Source organism: Stenotrophomonas maltophilia, from assembly GCF_002799155.1.
Taxonomy (GTDB): Bacteria; Pseudomonadota; Gammaproteobacteria; order Xanthomonadales; family Xanthomonadaceae; genus Stenotrophomonas; species Stenotrophomonas maltophilia_R.
Window position 1 is genome coordinate 797038 of the sequence record NZ_NERD01000002.1, and the last position, 19484, is coordinate 816521.

Genomic DNA, 19484 nt, shown 5'->3' on the forward strand with positions numbered 1-19484 from the left:
TGGGCGTGCAGAAGGTACGACGCGGACCGTTAAAACGGCGACGCCGCCTCACGGGGAGGCGGCGTGCCGTTCATGGGGGAGGGCAATCAGAGCTCGATGTCTTCGGCGCCCGGGGTGGCGGTGGGGAAGTCCGCTTCCGGCTGCGCCGGCTTGAACGGATCCGACGGCTGGCTGGCCAGCGCCTTCAGCGCCGCGGCGACGCCGGCGCCGTAGGCCGGGTCGGCCTTGCTGCAGTTGTCGATGTGGCGCTGCTTGATGAAGTCCGGCGCATCGCCCAGGGCACGGGCGGTGTTGGCGAACAGGCGGTCCTTCTGTGCCTGGTTGTAGCTGCGGAACAGCGCGCCGGGCTGGCTGAAGTAGTCGGCGTCGTCCTCGCGGAAGTTCCAGAAGTCGGCGTCGCCCCGGATCTTCATCGGCGGTTCGCGGTACTGCGGCTGCTCCTGCCACTGGCCGTAGCTGTTCGGCTCGTAGTGCGGCAGGCCGCCGTAGTTGCCGTCCACGCGCATCGCACCGTCGCGGTGGTTGCTGTGCACCGGGCAGCGCGCGGCGTTCACCGGAATCTGGTGGTGGTTCACGCCCAGGCGGTAGCGCTGCGCATCGGAGTAGGCGAACAGGCGAGCCTGCAGCATCTTGTCCGGCGACGGGCCGATGCCCGGCACCAGGTTGCTCGGTGCGAACGCCGACTGCTCCACGTCCTGGTACCAGTTGACCGGGTTGCGGTTCAGTTCGAACTGGCCCACTTCGATCAGCGGGTAGTCGCTCTTCGGCCACACCTTGGTCAGGTCGAACGGATGCACGCGGTAGGTTTCCGCATCCAGCTCCGGCATGACCTGGATGAACAGCTTCCACTTCGGGAAGTCGCCCTTCTCGATCGCGGCGAACAGGTCGCGGCCGTGGCTTTCGCGGTCATGGCCGACCAGGATCTGCGCCTGCGCGTCGGTCAGCGATTCGATGCCCTGCTGGCTGACGAAGTGGAACTTCACCCAGAAACGTTCGCTGTCGGCGTTGGTGAAGCTGTAGGTGTGCGAGCCGAAACCGTGCATGTGGCGGAAGCTGCGCGGAATGCCGCGGTCGCTCATCACCACGGTCACCTGGAGCAGCGCTTCGGGCAGCAGCGTCCAGAAGTCCCAGTTGTTGCGCGCGCTGCGCAGGTTGGTGTGCGGGTCGCGCTTGACCGCCTTGTTGAGGTCGGCGAACTTGCGCGGGTCGCGCAGGAAGAACACCGGGGTGTTGTTGCCGACCAGGTCCCAGTTGCCTTCTTCGGTGTAGAACTTCAGTGCGAAACCGCGGATGTCGCGCTCGGCGTCGGCGGCGCCACGCTCGCCGGCCACCGTGGTGAAGCGGGCGAACATCTCGGTCTGCTTGCCGACCTTCTCGAACAGCTTGGCGCGGGTGTACTTGCTGATGTCGTGGGTGACGGTGAAGGTACCGAACGCGCCCGAGCCCTTGGCGTGCATGCGGCGCTCGGGAATGATCTCGCGATTGAGGTTGGCCAGCTTTTCCAGCAGCCAGACGTCTTCCATCAGCAGCGGGCCGCGCGGGCCGGCGGTCTTGCTGTTCTGGTTGTCCACCACCGGCGCGCCGAAGGCCGTGGTCATCGGCGTGACCGGATCGTCGCCGTGCTTCTGCTTCGGCGTGGTGCTCAGCTCGCGCTGCTGCTCGGCGCCTTCCGCAGGCGACGGCGCGGTGTGGTACGGGCATTTGGCACTGTTGTTATCGGACTGGCTCATGGCTGGCTCCTGCGGGTGAAGACGGGGTGGAACATCTTCACTCGACTTTAGCTAGGGCCAGATGAAATGAATAATCGAATGATCCATTCATGATGATAGATTCTGTCAATTGAAAATCAGAAACGGATTTGCAGAGCCTTTCGATGGGCCTCCCGCAAGGTAGGCGGGAGGCCTTGGGCGTGCGCTGCGGTTACAGCAGCGCCTTCAACCGGTACAGGGCTTCCAGCGCCTGCTTCGGGGTCAGCTCGTCCGGGTCGATGGCGGCCAGCGCTTCCTGGGCCTTGTTCGACGGTGCTGCGAACAGCCCGAACTGCTGTGGCGCATCCAGCGCCTGCGGCGCCAGTTCGGCGGCATGGCTTTCACCGCCACGTTGCTCCAGCTCGGCCAGGCGACGACGCGCCTGCGCCACGGTGGCGCGCGGCAGGCCGGCCAGTGCGGCCACCTGCAGGCCGAAGCTGCGGTTGGCGGGGCCGTCCTTCACTGCGTGCATGAACACCAGCGCTTCGCCGTGCTCGACCGCATCCAGGTGCACGTTGGCGATGCCGCTGCGGCCGCCCTCGTGCTGCTCGTCGGCCAGCGCGGTCAGCTCGAAGTAGTGGGTGGCAAACAGCGTGTAGCAGCGGTTCTGGTAGGCCAGGTGGCGGGCCACTGCATCGGCCAGCGCCAGGCCGTCGTAGGTGGAGGTGCCACGGCCGATCTCATCCATCAGCACCAGCGAATGCGCGGTGGCGTGGTGCAGGATGTAGCTGGTCTCGGCCATTTCGACCATGAAGGTCGACTGCCCGCGCGCGAGGTCATCGCCGGCGCCGATGCGGGTGAGGATGCGGTCGATCGGCCCGATCAGCGCACGGCTGGCCGGCACGAAGCTGCCGATGTGGGCCAGCAGCACGATCAGCGCGTTCTGCCGCATATAGGTCGATTTACCGCCCATGTTCGGGCCGGTGATGACCAGCATGCGGCGGTCCGGATGCAGGTCCAGATCGTTCGGTTCGAACGGCTGCTCGCGTACCGCCTCGACCACCGGGTGGCGGCCGCGCTCGATCTTCAGGCACGGCTCTGCCTGCAGCTCCGGGCGCGCCCAGTCCAGCGCCTGCGCGCGTTCGGCGAAGGCGGCCAGCACATCCAGTTCGCTCAGCGCAGCGGCGCACTGCTTCAGCGGTTCCAGCTGCCCGCCAAGGGTATCCAGCAGCTGTTCGTACAGGTACTTCTCGCGCGACAGCGAACGGTCACGCGCGGACAGCACCTTGTCCTCGAACGCCTTCAGTTCTTCGGTGATGTAGCGCTCGGCATTGGTCAGCGTCTGGCGGCGCGTGTAGTGCACCGGCGCACGGTCGGACTGGCCCTTGCTGATTTCGATGTAGTAGCCGTGCACGCGGTTGTAGCCCACCTTCAGGGTGGGGATGCCGCTGCTCTCGCGCTCGCGCAGTTCCAGGTCGACCAGGAACTGGTCGGCATGGGTGGACAGGCGGCGCAGCTCGTCCAGCTCTTCATCGAAGCCATCGGCGAGCACACCGCCGTCGCTCAGCTTCAGCGGCGGCATTTCGGCGATGGCGCTGGCCAGCAGCTGCGCGCACTCACCGTGTTCGCCCAGCGCGGCATGCAGGGCCTGCAGGCGCGGCGAATCCAGCGGCGCCAGCACGTCGCGCACCGCCGGCAGCAGGCCCAGGCCATCGCGCAGGGTGGAGAAATCGCGCGGACGCGCCGAGCGCAGTGCGACGCGGGTGAGGATGCGCTCCAGGTCGCCGAGGCGGCGGAACTGCTCGCGGATATCGGCGTCGCTGCCGCGGTCGATCAGGGTTTCCACTGCGTGGTGGCGCTGCACCAGCACCTCGCGCAGGCGCAGCGGGCGGTGCAGCCAGCGCCGCAGCAGGCGGCCGCCCATCGGGGTCACCGTGCTGTCGAGCACGCCCAGCAGGGTATTGCGGGTATCGCCGTCGACGCGCGTATCCAGTTCCAGGTGGCGGCGGGTGGCGGCGTTCATCGCGATCGCTTCGCCTGCGGTTTCCATCGCGATCGAGGTCAGGTGCGGCAGGCGCTGCTTCTGGGTTTCCTCGACATAGCCGAGCAGGGCACCGGCGGCAGCGGTCGCGCGCGGCTTGTCGTCGATGCCGAAGCCGCTCAGGTCATGCAGCTTGAAGAAGCCCAGCAGCTGGCGGCGGCCGCTGTCGGCGTCGAACAGCCACGGCGCACGGCGGCGTACGCCGGTGCGCTGGCGCAGGAACTCCGGCCAGTTCTCTTCGTCGGGCACCAGCAGCTCTGCCGGCTCCAGCCGGGCCAGTTCGGCTTCCAGGGCGTCGTCGGTCTCGACTTCATTGACCAGGAAGCGGCCACCGGCCAGGTCGGCCCAGGCCAGGCCGTAGCCCTGCTTGCTGCGCGAGAGCGCCATCAGCAGGGTGTCGCGGCGCTCGTCCAGCAGCGCTTCGTCGGTGACGGTGCCGGGGGTGACGATGCGCACCACCTTGCGCTCGACCAGGCCCTTGGCCAGCGCCGGGTCACCGATCTGTTCGCAGATCGCCACCGATTCGCCCAGCGCCACCAGCCGTGCCAGGTAGCCTTCATACGCGTGCACCGGCACGCCGGCCATCGGGATCGGCGCGCCGCCGGAGCTGCCGCGCTGGGTCAGGGTGATGTCGAGCAGGCGCGCGGCCTTGCGCGCATCGTCGTAGAACAGCTCGTAGAAGTCGCCCATGCGGAAGAACAGCAGCAGGTCCGGATAGTCGGACTTGGCTGCGAAGAACTGCTTCATCAGCGGGGTGTGTTCGGCGGACTTGTCTTTGGACATGGGGCTCGTGGATCTGGGGCATGCGCCCGCGCCGGTCGGCGGCAGGCTGCAGCGGGTACAGGGCCGCCCATGGTAACGGCTGGAGGCGGGTCGGCGGGCACCCGATGCAGGTGCCGCGTGGCTTTCAGGCCGGCACCAGCCTGATCCGGGGATGCCCGGCGAAGATCTCCATCACGATCTCGAAATAGGTCTGGCCATTGCCGCGCGCCAGTGCGGCACGCTGACGGCTGATCGCATCGGCGTTGAAGGTGCCGGGTTGCTCCAGCTTCGCGTCCAGCCATGCCAGGGTGGCATCCACGCCGAGCGACGCACGGCTGTGTTCGATGTCGCGCCAGACCACGGTGGCCGTTGCATGCCCGGCCAGGGCGCCGTAGCCGCCGTAGAGGAGGTCGTCCAGCGCATCCAGGCTGGGCCCCAGTTGCCAGTCCTCGCCGGTCATGAATACGCGGTTGATCTCGGCATAGAGGCTGGGAATGTCGCCAATGGCCGCGCCTTCGATCTGCAGGTGGAGGGTCATGGGCGGACTATAGCGTTGGCGGGAGAAGGCCCGTGTGCTGGAGAGGCCCGGCTGGCGCTTGCCTGTCGCGGTCGCCGGAGGGGGCTGGCATCCGTGTATCGGTGCGGCTTTGAATTTGCCCCTATAGAAATTCCCTGGGTGGCCGATTACGGTTCCGCCACTTCGCGCTTCGCGCGGTGGCGTGCTGTCGCTTGTGTGCCGGCAGACCTCATTCAAGCTGATGTGCCGGCTCCCTCACTCCCGGGAAAGGGCGGCCGGCGCGTAGCGTCAAGACTCAGGGACAGATTGTGCAATCAGGGAAGAAGCAGGGGCGGCATGCATGCCGTCGTGGTGGGTGCCTGGTGCTGCTTGGCATGGCCTTCAATGTTGCCGCCCAGCAGGGGGGCGATCCAGCGACGCAGGAACTGCTGCGGCAACAGGAACGCGAACGCGTGCTGCGCGAGCAGCAGGAAAGCCGACCCGACGTACGCCTTGAGCGCAGCGAGGAAGCGCAGGGCGATCGTCTGCCCGTGCAGGAAGCGCCCTGCGTACGCGTGGATCACATCGTGCTGCAGGGCGATGACGCGGCGCGCTTCCAGTGGGCGTTGGCCGCGGCCGACCCCGCACATGATCCGGCCAGCGGGCGCTGCCTCGGCACCGAGGGCATCAACGTGGTGATGAAGCGCGTGCAGAACGCGATCATCGCCCGTGGCTATGTCACCACGCGGGTGCTGTCTGCACCGCAGGACCTCAACCAGGGCACGCTGACGCTGTCGGTGGTGCCGGGCCGGTTCCGCGAGGCCGTGTTCTCCGATCCGCAGGGCCGGCATCCGGCCATCGCCAATGCGCTGCCGATCCGCAGCGGCGGCCTGCTCAACCTGCGTGACATCGAGCAGGGGCTGGAGAACCTGCAGCGCGTGCCCACGGTCAGCGCCGACATCAAGATCGCGCCGGCCGACGGCGAGGGTGCGGCGCCGGGCCAGAGCGACCTGCAGATCGACTGGAAGCAGCGCTCACCGGTACGCGCCAGCGTCACCCTGGACGATGCCGGCAGCCGCGGGACCGGCAAGCTGCAAGCCAACGCGACGCTGTCGCTGGACAATCCGCTGGGCCTGAACGAGCTGTTCTACGTCAGCGCCGGCCGTGGCGTGTTCAATGGCCGGGGAAAGGACACCAACAGCTGGACCGCGCACTACGACGTGCCCTACGGCTACTGGCTGTTCGGCGCCACCGCCAGCGCCTACGACTACAGCCAGAACGTGGTGGGCGCGTACGAAAGCTATGACTACAGCGGCCGCAGCGGCAACGCCGAGGCACGCGTGGATCGCCTGCTGCTGCGCAACGCCAAGACCAAGCTGGGTATCTATGGCCGCGGTTGGCAGCGCACGTCGAAGAACTACATCGACGATACCGAGATCGAGGTGCAGCGTCGCCGTACCTCGGGCTGGGAGCTCGGCCTGACCCACAAGCAGTTCATCGGCAGTGCCACGCTCGATGCCAGCGTGGCCTACCGGCGTGGCACGGGCGCCTTCCACGCCCTGCGCTCGCCGGAAGAGAGGGCGCAGCAGTGGGACCCGACGCTGCCGCTGGAAGGCACCTCGCGGATGAAGCTGATCACCGCCGACGCGCAGTTCAGCGTGCCGTTCCAGCTGGGCACGCAGCGCCTGCGCTACACCGCCGCCTGGCGCGCGCAGTGGAACCGCACGCCACTCTCGCCGCAGGACCGCTTCGCCATCGGTGGCCGCTACACCGTGCGCGGTTTCGACGGTGAAAGCTCGCTCAGCGGTGAGCGTGGCTGGTCGCTGCGCAACGATCTTTCGCTGGGCATCGGTGGCGGCCAGGAATTCTACGTGGCCGCCGACTACGGCCGCATCGGCGGGCCTTCGGCGCAATGGCAATCCGGCCGGGATCTGGCCGGCATGGCGTTGGGCCTGCGCGGCGGCTGGCAGCAGCTTTCCTGGGACGGCTTCGTGGGCTCGGCCCTGCACAAGCCCTCCAACTTCCCGACTGACTACACCACCTTCGGCTTCAGCCTGGCGTGGCGCTACTGATCTGGCACAAGGATTCGTGAAATGAACAGCATCTATCGCTTGGTTTTCAACCGCGCGCTGCGCGTGTGGCAGGTCGCCTCGGAACTGGTGAAAGGCGGTGGTGGCCTGGTCGGCCAGGTTGCCGGCCGGCAGACGGCGGCCGTGTCGCCGCTTGGCTTCGCGCTGATGTGCGCGTTGGGATGGGTCAGCCTGGTGCCCGTGGCTGCAGCGCAATCGGTCGGCCACATCGCGTCCGATCCCAATGCGCCCGGTCGTGAGCGTCCCACCGTGGTCACCGCGCCGAGCGGTGTGCCGATGGTCAACATCACCACGCCGTCGGCCGGTGGTGTTTCGCGCAACCGTTACTCGCAGTTCGATGTCGGCCGCGAGGGCGTGATCCTCAACAACGCGCGTGGCCAGGTGCAGACGCAGCTGGGCGGTTGGGTGCAGGGCAATCCATGGCTGGCCACCGGCAGCGCACGGGTCATCCTCAACGAGGTCAACGGCCCGGCGAGCCGACTCAATGGCTACGTGGAAGTGGCCGGACAGCGCGCCGAGGTGATCATCGCCAATCCGGCCGGCATCCAGGTCAACGGGGGGGGCTTCCTCAATGCCAGCCGGGTGACCCTGACCACCGGCACCCCGATGTTCAGCGGCAGCGGCTCGCTGGAAGGTTATCGGGTCAGTGCTGGGGCAATCGAGGTCAACGGCGATGGCCTCGATGCCAGTCGTGCCGACTACACCGACCTGATCACCCGTTCGTTGAAGGTCAATGCCGGCATCTGGGCCAACCAGCTGCAGGCGACGCTGGGCAGCAACGTGGTCAGTGCCGACCACAGCCAGGCCAGCGCGAGCGCGGCCAGTGGCGAAGCGCCGACCTTCGCGCTGGACGTGGGCGCGCTGGGCGGCATGTTCGCCAACAAGATCTGGCTGGTCGGCAACGAGCACGGCGTGGGCGTGCGCAATGCTGGCAGCATTGGCGCGCAGGCCGGCGAACTCGTGGTCACGGTGGACGGCCGGCTGGAGAACACCGGCGCGCTGCAGTCACTGCAGAACGTGCGCGTGCAGGCGAGCGGGGATCTGGCCAATGCCGGCACCATCGCTGCCACGCATGAAGCGGCGATCATCTCCGGCGGCACGCTGGACAACAGTGGCGGCAAGCTCAATGCACAGCGCCTGCAGCTGCAGGCGCAGGCCCTGCGCAACCGTGGCGGCGCCATCGAGCAGACCGGCGTGCAGGCGTTGAGCCTCACCGCTGGCAGCGTGAGCAATCGCAGTGAAGGCCTGATCGGTGCGCTGGATGCGGTGGCGTCGGGCGGCACCGGTGGTACCCCTGGCAGTGGCACCTCGCCGGGAAGCGGTGGAACGCCAGGTACCGGTACGCCCGGAACCGGCATGCCCGGTACGGGTACTCCGGGTACGGGCGCAGGCGGTGCGCCGGTGACGCCGGCGGTTCCGTTGGCCGCCGGTGTGCTGGACATCGCCGGCACGCTCGACAACAACGGCGGCAGCATCAGCAACGGCGGTCGTGTTTCGCTGGTTGCGGGCAATGGCCTGGACAACAGCGGAGGCCGCCTTGGTGTGGCCTCGCTGCGCGCCACGGGCGATCTGAACAACGATGGCGGCACTCTGCAGGTGCACGGTGACGCTGCGCTGCAGCTGGGCACGCTGTCCAACCAGAAGGGCGCGCTGAGTGTGGCCGGTGCGCTGCAGCTGCTGACACAGTCGCTGGACAACCGGGCAGGCGAGCTGCGCCATGCCGGCAGTGCCGAGTCGGCCTGGACCGTGCAAGGCGCGTTCAACAACGAGGGCGGCCTGTTGGCGACCAATGCCGAGCGCCTGACGCTGGGGGCAGGTCGGGTCTTCAATGCCGGTGGCCGCATCGAGCATGCCGGTAGCGGCGGCCTGTCGCTGACCACGGGCGACTGGACCGGTGCCGGCGGTCGCCTGGGCACGCTCGGTCGCCTGGACTGGACGGTGGGCAACGCGGATGTGCGCAATGGCACGCTCAGCGCAGCGCTGTTCCAGATCGCCGCCGACACGCTGGACAACCGCGGCGGCAGCCTGCTGTCGCTGGGCAACCAGGGCAGCATGCTGCGGGCCGGTATGCTGGACAACAGTGCCGGTGGCACCGTAGCCGGCAATGGTGAACTGACCGTCTCGGCGACCACGCTGGATAACAGCAAGGGCCTGCTGCAGCAGGCAGGCAGCGGCGCGTTGCGTGTTCACGCCGATACGCTGCGTGGCAGCGAAGGCCGCCTGCTCAGCAACGGCGACCTGTCGCTGACCGGTGGCCAGCTGGATGTGAGTGGCGGCACCACCTCGGCGCAGCGCGTGCAGATCCAGGCAGACGGCCTGCGCAACGCCGGTGGCCAGATCGTTTCGCTGAGCAATTCCGAGCTGGCGCTGGAGGTACGTGGCACCTTCGACAACAACGGCGGGCAGGTGCTTGGCAATGCGGGCCTGCGCATCGATGCGGGCCGCATCGACAACCAGAAGGGCACGCTGCAGTCGGCTGGTAGCCAGGGCGCGACCCTGACCGTGCGCGACGATCTGGACAACAGCGCCGGTGCGATCTCTGGCAACGGCCAGTTGCAGCTGCACGTCGGCAGCCTGCTCAACCAGGGCGGCAAGGTACTTGCTGCGGGGAGCGGCCTGTTGCAGGTGCAGGCCCGCGAACTGCTGGACAATCGCGATGGCGGCCGCTTGGCGGGCAGCGGCAACGTGCTGTTGCAGGCGGCGCGGCTGGACAACCGCAGCGGTGCAATCGAACACGCCGGCAGCGGCACGCTGCAGATCCGTGCCGATGCGTTGCAGGGCGCGGCGGGGCGGATCCTCAGCCAGTCCACGCTGACGCTCGAGGGCGGCGAGCTGGTGCTGGGTGCCGGCAGTATCACCCAGGCAGAGCACATTGCGATCAATGCCGAACGCCTGGACAACGCCGGCGGCAACCTCAGCGCCACCGGCAGCGATGCACTGCAGTTGCTCGTGGCACAGAGCGTGGACAACAGCGGCGGCACGATCGCAGGCAACGGTGCCCTGGATGTGCAGGCCGGTGAACTGCTCAACCGCAAGGGCACGCTCAGTGCTGCCGGTACAGCCGGCAGCACGTTGCAGGTCAACGGTACGCTGGACAACCATGAAGGCACCATCGCCAGCAATGCCAACCGGCTGACCATTGCTGCCGCGCGGGTCGACAACACCGCCGGTGCCATCCGCCACGCCGGCAACCAGGGCCTGGATATCACCACGACCCGCCTGGATGGAAGCAAGGGCACGCTGGTCTCTGCGGCTACGCTCACCCTGCGCGCGGATGAGGTAGACCATCGCGACGCAACGCTGGGGGCGGATCGCTTCGACCTCGAGGCCGGAACGCTGGACAACGCCGGTGGCCGCATCGTCGCCAGTGGCGAGGGTGCCAGCCGCATGCATGCCACCACGCTGGGCAATGCCGGCGGCACGCTGGCCAGCAATGGTGACCTGACGCTGCAGGCGCAGGCGCTGGACAACAGCGCAGGCAAGATCCAGCACGCCGGCAGCGGCCGGTTGCAGGTGCTCGCGCAGACCCTGCTGGGTGCAAGCGGCAGTGTGCTCAGCAATGGCACGTTGGTGCTGGAGGGCAAAACGCTTGACCTGTCGAAGGCGACCACCTCGGCGCGACGCATCGACGTCATTGCCGATAGCCTGATCACGGCCGGAGGTGCACTCACTGCCACCGGCGACGAGGCGCTGCGCCTGCGGGTACAGGGGCTGCTGGACAATCGCGGCGGCTCGCTGGCCAGCAATGGCGTGCTCGACGTTTCCGCGCGGCAGCTGATCAATGCGCAGGGCATCCTGCAGGGCGCCGGCAGCGGCCGTTCCACCCTGGCCATCGGCCAGGCATTGGACAACCAGAGCGGGCGCATCCTGCTGGGTGGCGCGGGCACGCTCAATGCCGCCAGCCTCGACAACCTCGGCGGTACCGTCCACGCCGGTGGCAGCGAGCTGGTACTGGGCATCGACAGTCGCCTCGACAATGGCAGCCAGGGGCTGCTGTCCAGCGCTGGTGCGATGACGCTGGACGCCGCCAGCCTCGACAACCGGCACGGCACGGTGGTGGCAGGCAAGGACCTGCTGCTGACCACGGTTGCAGGCGTGAACAACAGCGATGGCGCGATGCAGGCCGGCGAGCTGCTGCAGCTGCAGGCCAATGGCCTTGACAACCAGCGCGGCACGCTGCTGGGTGGCCAGCTGACCGTCGATACCCGCGGCCAGCGGCTGGACAACAGCGCAGGTACGCTGGGTACGCAGAAGGGTGCGCTGACCGTGCACAGCGGCGCGCTGGACAACCAGGGTGGCCGGGTGCAGTCGGCCGCCGATCTGCTGATCGATACCACAGGGCAAGCCATCGACAACCGCGGCACGGCCAGCAGTGGCGGCCTGTTGGCGGGGGGCAAGCTGCAGCTGGAAGGAGGCGCGCTGGACAACCGTGGTGGCACGCTGAACGCGCAGGGCGATGCGCGGCTGCTGCTGGCCAGTGCCGACAACAGCGCCGGCGGTACGCTTGTCAGCGCTGCAGGCCTGTCGCTGCAGGCCACGACGCTGGCCAACGGCGCGGGGCGCGTGCAGGCCGGGCGCAATCTCGACCTGACCCTGAGCGGGCATCTGGACAACGCTGCCGGTGCAATCGCCGCCGGTCAGCTGCTGACCCTCACCGCCGCCAGCGTCGACAACCGCAATACCCGCGGTGGCGATGGCACCCGCGGCCTGCAGGCGGGCGAGTTGCAGTTCGCAACGCAGTGGCTGGACAACAGCCAGGGCCAGGTCGTCACCGATGGCGGGGCGCGGCTGCAGATCAACGGCCAGCTGCAGAACACCGGCGGCGTGATCAGCACCGGCGGCAACCTGGACAGCCGGGCGGACAACGTCGCCAACAGTGGCGGCCTGCTGCGGGCCGACGGCAGCCAGACCCTGGTGGCACGTGTGCTCAGCGAAGACGGCCAGGTGCATGCGCAGCGTGACCTCGGCCTCACCCTGCAGCAGGGCATGCGCCAACGTGGCGAATGGATCGCCAACGGCACGCTGTCGCTGAACCTGTCCGGCGACCTCGACAACCAGGGTGTGATGCGCGGTGGCAACCTCGACCTCAACGCCCAGAACATCACCAACGCAGCCTCGGGTGAGATCTCCAGCCAGGGCACGACCCACCTCAACGCCCGTGGCCAGCTGACCAACCGCGGCCTGATCGATGGCGCGCTGACCCACCTGGAGGCCGGCGAGATCGACAATCTCGGCACCGGGCGTATCTACGGCGATCGCGTGGCGATCTCCACCGGCGTGCTGAAGAACCGCGCCGAAGAGGCCGGTGGTGCCACCCGCGTCGGCACCGTGGCCGCACGCGAGCGGCTGGACCTGGGCGTGCGCGAACTGCAGAACACCGGCAAGGGCCTGATCTACAGCGGCGGTGATGCGGCCATCGGTGGATCGCTGGGGGCCGATCGGATCGCCAGCGGCATTGCCGGGCGGATCGACAACATCAGCTCGGTCATCGATGTGACCGGCACCCTGTCCATCGATGCGCACGTGGTCAACAACATCCGCGAGAACGTGGTCATCACACAGGCCACGACCGTGAATGCCCCGGTGCGCATGGACCGGCCCGCATGGTGGCGCAACGGCAAGAACGCTACCGAGAACATCCGCAGTACCAGCCATTACTCCGCGCACGAGGTGTACTACCTCAACCCGGCCGACATCCTGGAGGACACACCGCACATCACGCCGGACGGCTTCACCGTGCACCGTGCCGTGGTGCGGCTGACCGCGCAGACCAGCGCGTACTTCTTCGGGCGTGGTGGACTGTATGCCGCGCTGGGAGAGCGATCGCGCCTGAACGTGCAGGATGGCACGGTGGTGATGTACTACGTCGGTCGCCAGGACAACCAGGTCAATCCGGACCAGGCTGCCGGTGGTGCCGACGATCCCTTTGCCGAGCTGACCACCCTGCATCCCGATTCGCCGGCATTCCGCTACGTCGATGACAGACTCACCTATTCCTCGGCGTATGGCACCTGCACGACCAATTGCGTGCAGTTGTGGACCTTCAAGGACTACGATCCCGACCGCATTCTGACCAGCCCACAGTTTGCGGGCGGCAATTCAACCAGTGCCAACGAGCAGTACCGCCTGGCCACGCGCACGGTGACCGAAGATGTGTTGCAGCCGGGCGTCGGTGCCGATGCGGTCATCCGGTCCGGGGGCGCGATGCGCATCCGCACCGATGGCCTGCGCAACCACTACGGCAGCATCGCCGCCGGCGGCGATCTGGACATTGTCGGCCTGAGCGGCGCGGCGAAGGTGGAAAACCTGGCGGCCACGCTGTATCGCACGCATCAGTTCTCCAACGTCAGCCATACCTTCGGCGGTGACGTAATGACCTGGAGCACGCCGGCCATTTCCGAGGTGACCGGTAAAATTGGCGGCAGCATTGTCAGCGGCGGCTCGTTGAGCATCGACGTCGGTGACCTGAGCAACCTCAACCAAGGGCGAAACGCGCCGAACGTGCAGAACGGTTCGGCCATGGCCAACCTCAACGTGCAGGGTCCCAAGACCCTGCCGGATGGGCCGGGCCACGGCGGTGCGCAGGGGCCCGGCCAGTCCACCGGCACCGGTGCCGAACGCGCGCTGGCACAGGCGGCCGATGCCGCCGGCACCCAGCAGGGCGGCAGCGTCGGCGGCGTGAGCGGCAACAGCAGCAGCTCCGGGCCGCGCGTGGTCGCGGCCAGTGGTGGATCGCCGGACCGGATCGCGATGGGCGCACCGGACACGCGCGCGCCGAGCGCCAGCCTGTTCAACGTCAATCCCAACGGTGGCCACTACCTGGTCGAGACCGATCCGCGCTTTACCGACCACAAGACCTGGCTGAGCTCGGACCACCTGCTGGGTCAGATGGGCTACTCGCCCGATACCGTGCACAAGCGCCTGGGCGATGGCTACTACGAGCAGAAGCTGGTGCGCGAGCAGATCGGCCAGCTGACCGGTCGACGCTTCCTCGACGGCTACGCCAGTGACGAGGCGCAGTACCGCGCGCTGCTGGAGGCCGGTGCCACGGTGGCCAGCGAATGGGGCCTGCGCCCTGGCGTGGCGCTGACCGAAGCACAGATGGCACAGCTGACCAGTGACATCGTCTGGCTGGTCGAGCAGACCGTCACCCTGGCCGATGGCAGCACCACCACCGCGCTGGTGCCGCAGGTCTACCTGCGCCTGCGACCGGGCGACCTGGACGGCAACGGTGCACTGCTGGCCGGCGCCAATGTCGATATCAAACTGGGCAATGGCCTGGTCAACACCGGCAATATCGCCGGCCGCAAGCTGGTGACCATCGATGCCGGCAACATCGAGCATCTGGGCGGCAGCATTTCCGGCCAGTACGTCGGGCTGTCGTCGGACAAGGACATCCGCGTTGTCGGTGCCGCCGTGACGGCCACCGATGCGCTGTCGGTCAAGGCGGCGGGCAACGTCTCGGTGGCCTCCACGGTGGAGACACAGCGGGGCGGTGGCACCTACCAGTACGAAACCAATCGCATCGATCGGGTCGCCGGCCTGTATGTAACCAACCCCAGTGGCGACGGCATGCTGTCGGTGGTGGCTGGCGGGGACATCAGCCTGCAGGCCGCACAGCTCCGCAACGCTGGCACTGACGGCCTGACCCAGCTGGCCGCAGGCGGCAATCTGGATGTTGGCGCTATTGCGCTGGAAGAACGCCGCGACGCCACCTTCGATGAGCGCAACCACCAGCGCAGCAGCAGGACGACACACGCTGCCTCGTCGGTACAGGGCGCTGGCGATGTGGTGCTGGCCGCTGGCAAGGACATCACCCTGGCCGCCGCGCAGATCAAGGCGGGGGGCGGCCTGGCACTGCAGGCCGGTGGGGACATCAACAGCCAGGCGCTGGTGGACAGCGAGAGCCGCGATTTTGCCAATGCAGGCAAGCGCAGCTCGCTGCAGGTCAGCCAGCGTGATGAGACGGTGCGGGGTAGCCAGTTGTCTGCTGACGGCGGAATCGCACTCAGTGCAGGCCGCGATGCGAACCTGGTAGCCGCGGAGGTACGAAGCGAAAAGGACGCGATCAGTATTGGTGCTGGCCGTGATGTGAATCTGACATCCGCGCAGGAAGAGCACACCTGGGAGCAAGACACCCAGCGCAAGAAGCGTGGACTAACGTCCACTACGCGTACCGCAACGCACGATGCGACCCAAGACATCCTGGTCGTTGGCACGGTTTTGTCGGGTGAGCGGATCAGCATCGGCGCAGGTCGTGACATCACAGCCGAGGGCGCCAAGATTGCGGCCACTGGCGATGTAGTGATGGCCGCCAAGGGCAATCTCAGTATTGTTGCTGCGGAGTCCATTCATTCCGAACAGCACAGTAGCGATCGCAAGAAGTCCGGGCTGCTTGGGGGGATGAATGGCAGCTTCGGAGTTACCTTCGGCAGCCGAAGTGCCGGCAACAGCAGCTCCCTGACCGAAACGGTCGCGGAAGGAAGCATCATCGGCAGCGCGCTGGGCAGCGTGACACTAACGGCGGGAGAAACGCTGCACATCGGCGGATCCGATGTTCTCTCCAAGAACGGAATGACGTTGCTTGGCAAGGATGTACGCATCGATTCAGCAGAACAGCACTCGGAGTACAACGACAGGAACTACTTCAGGCAGTCAGGTCTGAACGTCGCCGTGGGCGGTGCGACCGTTGATACGATTCAAGGTGCACGCGCCGTGTACGCCTTAGCCAAACGCGCAGACGAGGTCGAAGACGATCGCCTCAAGGCGCTCTATGCGTACAAGGCGGCCCAGGGGGCAATCGCTGTGGCCCAGGCTGCGGGGCAGCAGTCGGGCGATGGAGGTGGCGGCGCCGGATTGAACGTCCGGGTGACCGCAGGAACCCAGCGATCCCAGTCGGAAACGACGATGGAGCAGACGACCCATCGTGGCAGCACATTGCACAGTGATGGCGATGTGGTGATCGCAGCCACGGGCGGTGATCTGACCGTGGTGGGCAGTAGCGTGTCGGGTCGCAACGTAGATCTTGCGGCGGCCAAGGATCTGATGATCAGAAGCAGCGAGGATCGCTACGCCCAGGACAGCAGAAACCAGTCCCAGGGTGGAGAGATCGGTGTTGCGATCAGTGGAAGCAGCGGCGGCGGTGCAGCGATCGGTGTCTATGTTGGCGCCAATGCCGCGCGTGGCAAGGCCGACGGGAACGGCACCGTCCACAACGAAAGTATCATCAAGGCCGGGGATCGCCTTACGTTTGCGAGTGGTGGAGACACGACTCTGCAGGGCGCACAGCTGGTTGCCAACCAGGTGATTGGCCAAGTGGCGGGCAATCTGGCGGTGCGCACAGAGCAGGACACGGATAGATACAAGAGTCAGCAGCTTGCGGCAAAAGGTGAAGCCACGATTGGCTATGGCTTCGAGGGTAGTGCCAGCGGCAGCGCCGCCTTGATTGACAGTGACTACCGCAGTGTCCGTGAGCAGACGGGAATCGCCGCTGGTGATGGGGGCTTCCAGTTGCAGGTTGGGGGCAACACGCATCTGGCCGGAGCCGTCATCGCAAGTACCGCGGATCCGTCGAAGAATCTGCTGTCGACGGGTAGCTTGACGGTTGAGGATCTCAAGAACCGGGCGGAGTTCCTTTCTGCATCGATCAGTGGCGGTACCAGCGGCGGTGGGAGCCCCTCGGACGGGTTCAATTTCAACCCGTCGGTGATGCCGGGCATGCCAACGGGTGACCGCAAGAGCACCACCACGCGGAGCGGCGTAGCCGACGGCACGATCGATATTAGAAACGGAGACAGCAGCACGCTGGCAGACCTGCAGCGCGGCGTAACCAGTCTGGACAACGCCAACGGGTTTGCGCCCATCTTTGACGAGAAGAAGGTTCAGGAGCGGCAGGAACTCACGCATATCCTGGGAGAGATCGGTTTCAAGGCCGTTGGCAATCTGGCCTCCAAGAAGAGTGCCCAGGCCAAGGTGGACCTGGAAGTTGCGCGCGCCAATGGTGATGCCGAGGCCGAGGCCGACGCGCTGCGGCGGATCAGCGAGTGGGGTGAAAGCGGGCGCAATAAGGTCTTGCTGCATGGCCTGACAGGCGCTGCCGTTGCGGCATTGAGTGGCGGCGATATTAGTGGCGCCGCTGCGGGTGCCACCGGTGCAGCGCTGGCCAAGGAGGCAATGACACGCTTCCTTACCGGTCAGGGCATGGATCCGCGAAGTGGTGAGTTCAACAGCTTGATCGAACTGGCCAGTGCTGCGTTGGGCGGGGTCGTGGGTGGTACCGATGGTGCGGGCACTGCGCTGCTGGGAGATCAGTTCAACCGTCAGATGCACTGGGACCAGTACCTGGAAGCTCTGGATGTCTGCAAGGCAAACCCCGCTGTGCGAGGCTGTTCCACCATTCTTGAGATGTCGGACAACACCAAGGCGGTTGTTATTTCCGACAGTAGTGATGAGGTTGCCTATAAAGTCATAGCGAATCAGAACAAGGAAACTGGCGAGACTGTCAGCTTCACGCTGACAGAGTCAGACGGAACTCCTCGGCTCATCATGCAGAAGGATGAGTACAACGATTTCGTTGTATCTGGACTGCCTCCGCCGCTTTGGGGCATGACGCCTGGTTACGCATTGGATCTGGGTTCCTATTTTTCACACGGCTTGAGAGGGAATTTCGGCCAAGCGTTTGGTGATATGTCCAACATCTTCACCAGTGGCGAGTACTGGCAGGATCTTGCGGTTTCGATGACCCTCGGATTGGCCGGGATGCCGCAGGGCAGGATGGTGCCTGCAAGTTCAGCGACCGCAAGAGTTGGGTTGCGCGAAAGTTTGGCGGGGCAGGCGGGAATTCCAAGGGATATTCTTAAGGCTCCAGCCAATATATGGGGAAAGTCAATTGATCTGATTCGGCAGTCATTTAGTTTGGATGGTGCGACGTTGGTGCGAATTCCTGCGAAAGCGAATAGCTCTGGCAATGCTCAGGTATATAGGGTTAGCGGCGGGGCAACGGGCATCAGAGAGATTCAATACAGTCCCTCAACAGCAGGGTCGGCGCAAAAATCGGTGCACGTTGGGGAATATTACAAGTTGACCTATTTCGATGGGAGTAAGGTTAAGGTTATTGATCCTTCGGGGTACCGTCCTAAGTTCCGTGGCCCCGGTGATCCGATTTACGACAACAATACGATATACTTGAATCCGCAGGGTCAGAAAGTTAAATTTAATCATTCAACGAATACTTGGATTCCAGAATGAATATCTCCATTAGTTTCTCCATTGCGTGGGATGCACCTATTGTTCCTGGTGTATCGATGGCAGCTATACCTCTGCATGCGTCATACGGTGATCTGGACGCGGTTCTCGCCGCATATCTGATTGACGCGGATGCTCAGCTGTACAGGTTTGAGGGCGGGCCTGATCTTCGTCTGGAAAGATGTGGTCCTGACGAGCACGGAAATGGCGGGCTCCTGTTCTCCCTGCCTGGCGGTGATCGCGCTGGTGACATGGCTGCGCTCTCTATTACGATCGAGGGCTGGGTTGTGCGGGCGCTCAAGGTTTACGCATTGGGGATGCCGTGGGATGTTGTTGCACGTAAGTCCTATCGTGGACTTGCGGCAGGATCAATTGGCCTGGGTAGTCTGGTTTCTGATTTTCTTGTTTTTAGCGAGTTGCATTTCGATGAGGCGGAGGAGTGGTTCTGTAGCGGAGGTGATTACGGGGTCCTCGAAATTTCCGGTTGGGGTGTGCCGCTCGAGGATGAGCCGGAGCAGGTCGTGACTGCAATCTGCGTTGTGGCTTGAGGGTGTTTCTGGTCGTTGCATTGAGTTCGTGAAAAGCCGCGCTTGACAGGCAAGCGCACCTCAATGGCCGGGATGCTGCGGGATGGGCTCTATACATGGAAATCGTATCAAGTACATATTGGCACATACGATTCAAAACCCCGCAAAGGCCACGCATTCGGTTTTCGTTGAGGATAGATCCAAGTTGATCTCTCTTATCGACGAGGCTTGGAGGATGAAGGGCGTGCGGTGCCTGGAGATCCGGGGACGTTCATCGTCCCAATGGGGCGAGTGATTGGCACTGCCGGCGAGAAGAACATAAGAATTATTGTTAAGCCTGGCGCCAATAAAATAATGTCTGCGTATCCCGTACAGTGAGGTGTTTCGTGATTTGTCCGCGGTGTGAGCAAGGTGAGATACTTGAGGCTCGCGTCAAGGAGAGTGTGGCTCAGATTTTTGTCTGCGACGAATGTGATGCTGTATGGTTTTCTTTGAGTGACATCGGCGTTTCTCCGTTTCGGGATCTTGAGACCTATCTTGAGGAGAATTCAATTGCTCCATCTTGGGAGTCAATTTCCGTGGATAGGCGCCTGTGATGCCTTGATGCACGCGACGGTTTTTATCTGGTGAAACAGC

Annotated in this window: 6 protein-coding genes; 3 read left to right on the top strand and 3 right to left on the bottom strand. The window is 65.4% G+C overall.

Annotated elements, in window-relative coordinates:
- Positions 1–86: 86 nt before the first annotated feature.
- From B9Y82_RS04290 to B9Y82_RS04300, 3 genes are all read right to left on the bottom strand, one after another.
- Complete coding sequence (locus B9Y82_RS04290) at positions 87–1730, bottom strand: catalase (RefSeq protein WP_100471670.1); 1644 nt, start codon at positions 1728–1730, stop codon at positions 87–89.
- A gap of 190 nt (positions 1731–1920) precedes the next feature.
- The gene (gene mutS, locus B9Y82_RS04295; protein WP_100471671.1) at positions 1921–4512 is read right to left on the bottom strand and encodes a DNA mismatch repair protein MutS; all 2592 of its coding nucleotides are present in this window, start codon (positions 4510–4512) and stop codon (positions 1921–1923) included.
- A gap of 124 nt (positions 4513–4636) precedes the next feature.
- Positions 4637–5029 carry a barstar family protein gene (locus B9Y82_RS04300; RefSeq protein WP_100471672.1) on the bottom strand — a complete coding sequence of 131 codons (393 nt, stop codon included), beginning with the start codon at positions 5027–5029 and terminating at the stop codon, positions 4637–4639.
- 353 nt (positions 5030–5382) lie between these two features.
- On the opposite strand from B9Y82_RS04300, the gene B9Y82_RS04305 reads away from it, so the two are divergent.
- The 3 genes from B9Y82_RS04305 to B9Y82_RS04315 are packed head-to-tail and all read left to right on the top strand — an operon-like array spanning position 5383 to position 18869.
- Positions 5383–7059, top strand: coding sequence for a ShlB/FhaC/HecB family hemolysin secretion/activation protein (locus tag B9Y82_RS04305; RefSeq protein ID WP_100471673.1), 1677 nt, complete (start codon positions 5383–5385; stop codon positions 7057–7059).
- 21 nt (positions 7060–7080) lie between these two features.
- Entirely contained in the window at positions 7081–18324 is an 11244-nt protein-coding gene (locus B9Y82_RS04310) for a hemagglutinin repeat-containing protein (protein ID WP_238381537.1), read from the top strand.
- Positions 18321–18869, top strand: a complete 549-nt coding sequence (locus tag B9Y82_RS04315; RefSeq protein WP_100471674.1) for a hypothetical protein — start codon at positions 18321–18323, stop codon at positions 18867–18869. The genes B9Y82_RS04310 and B9Y82_RS04315 overlap by 4 nt, the downstream gene beginning before the upstream one ends.
- The last annotated feature ends 615 nt before the right edge of the window (positions 18870–19484 follow it).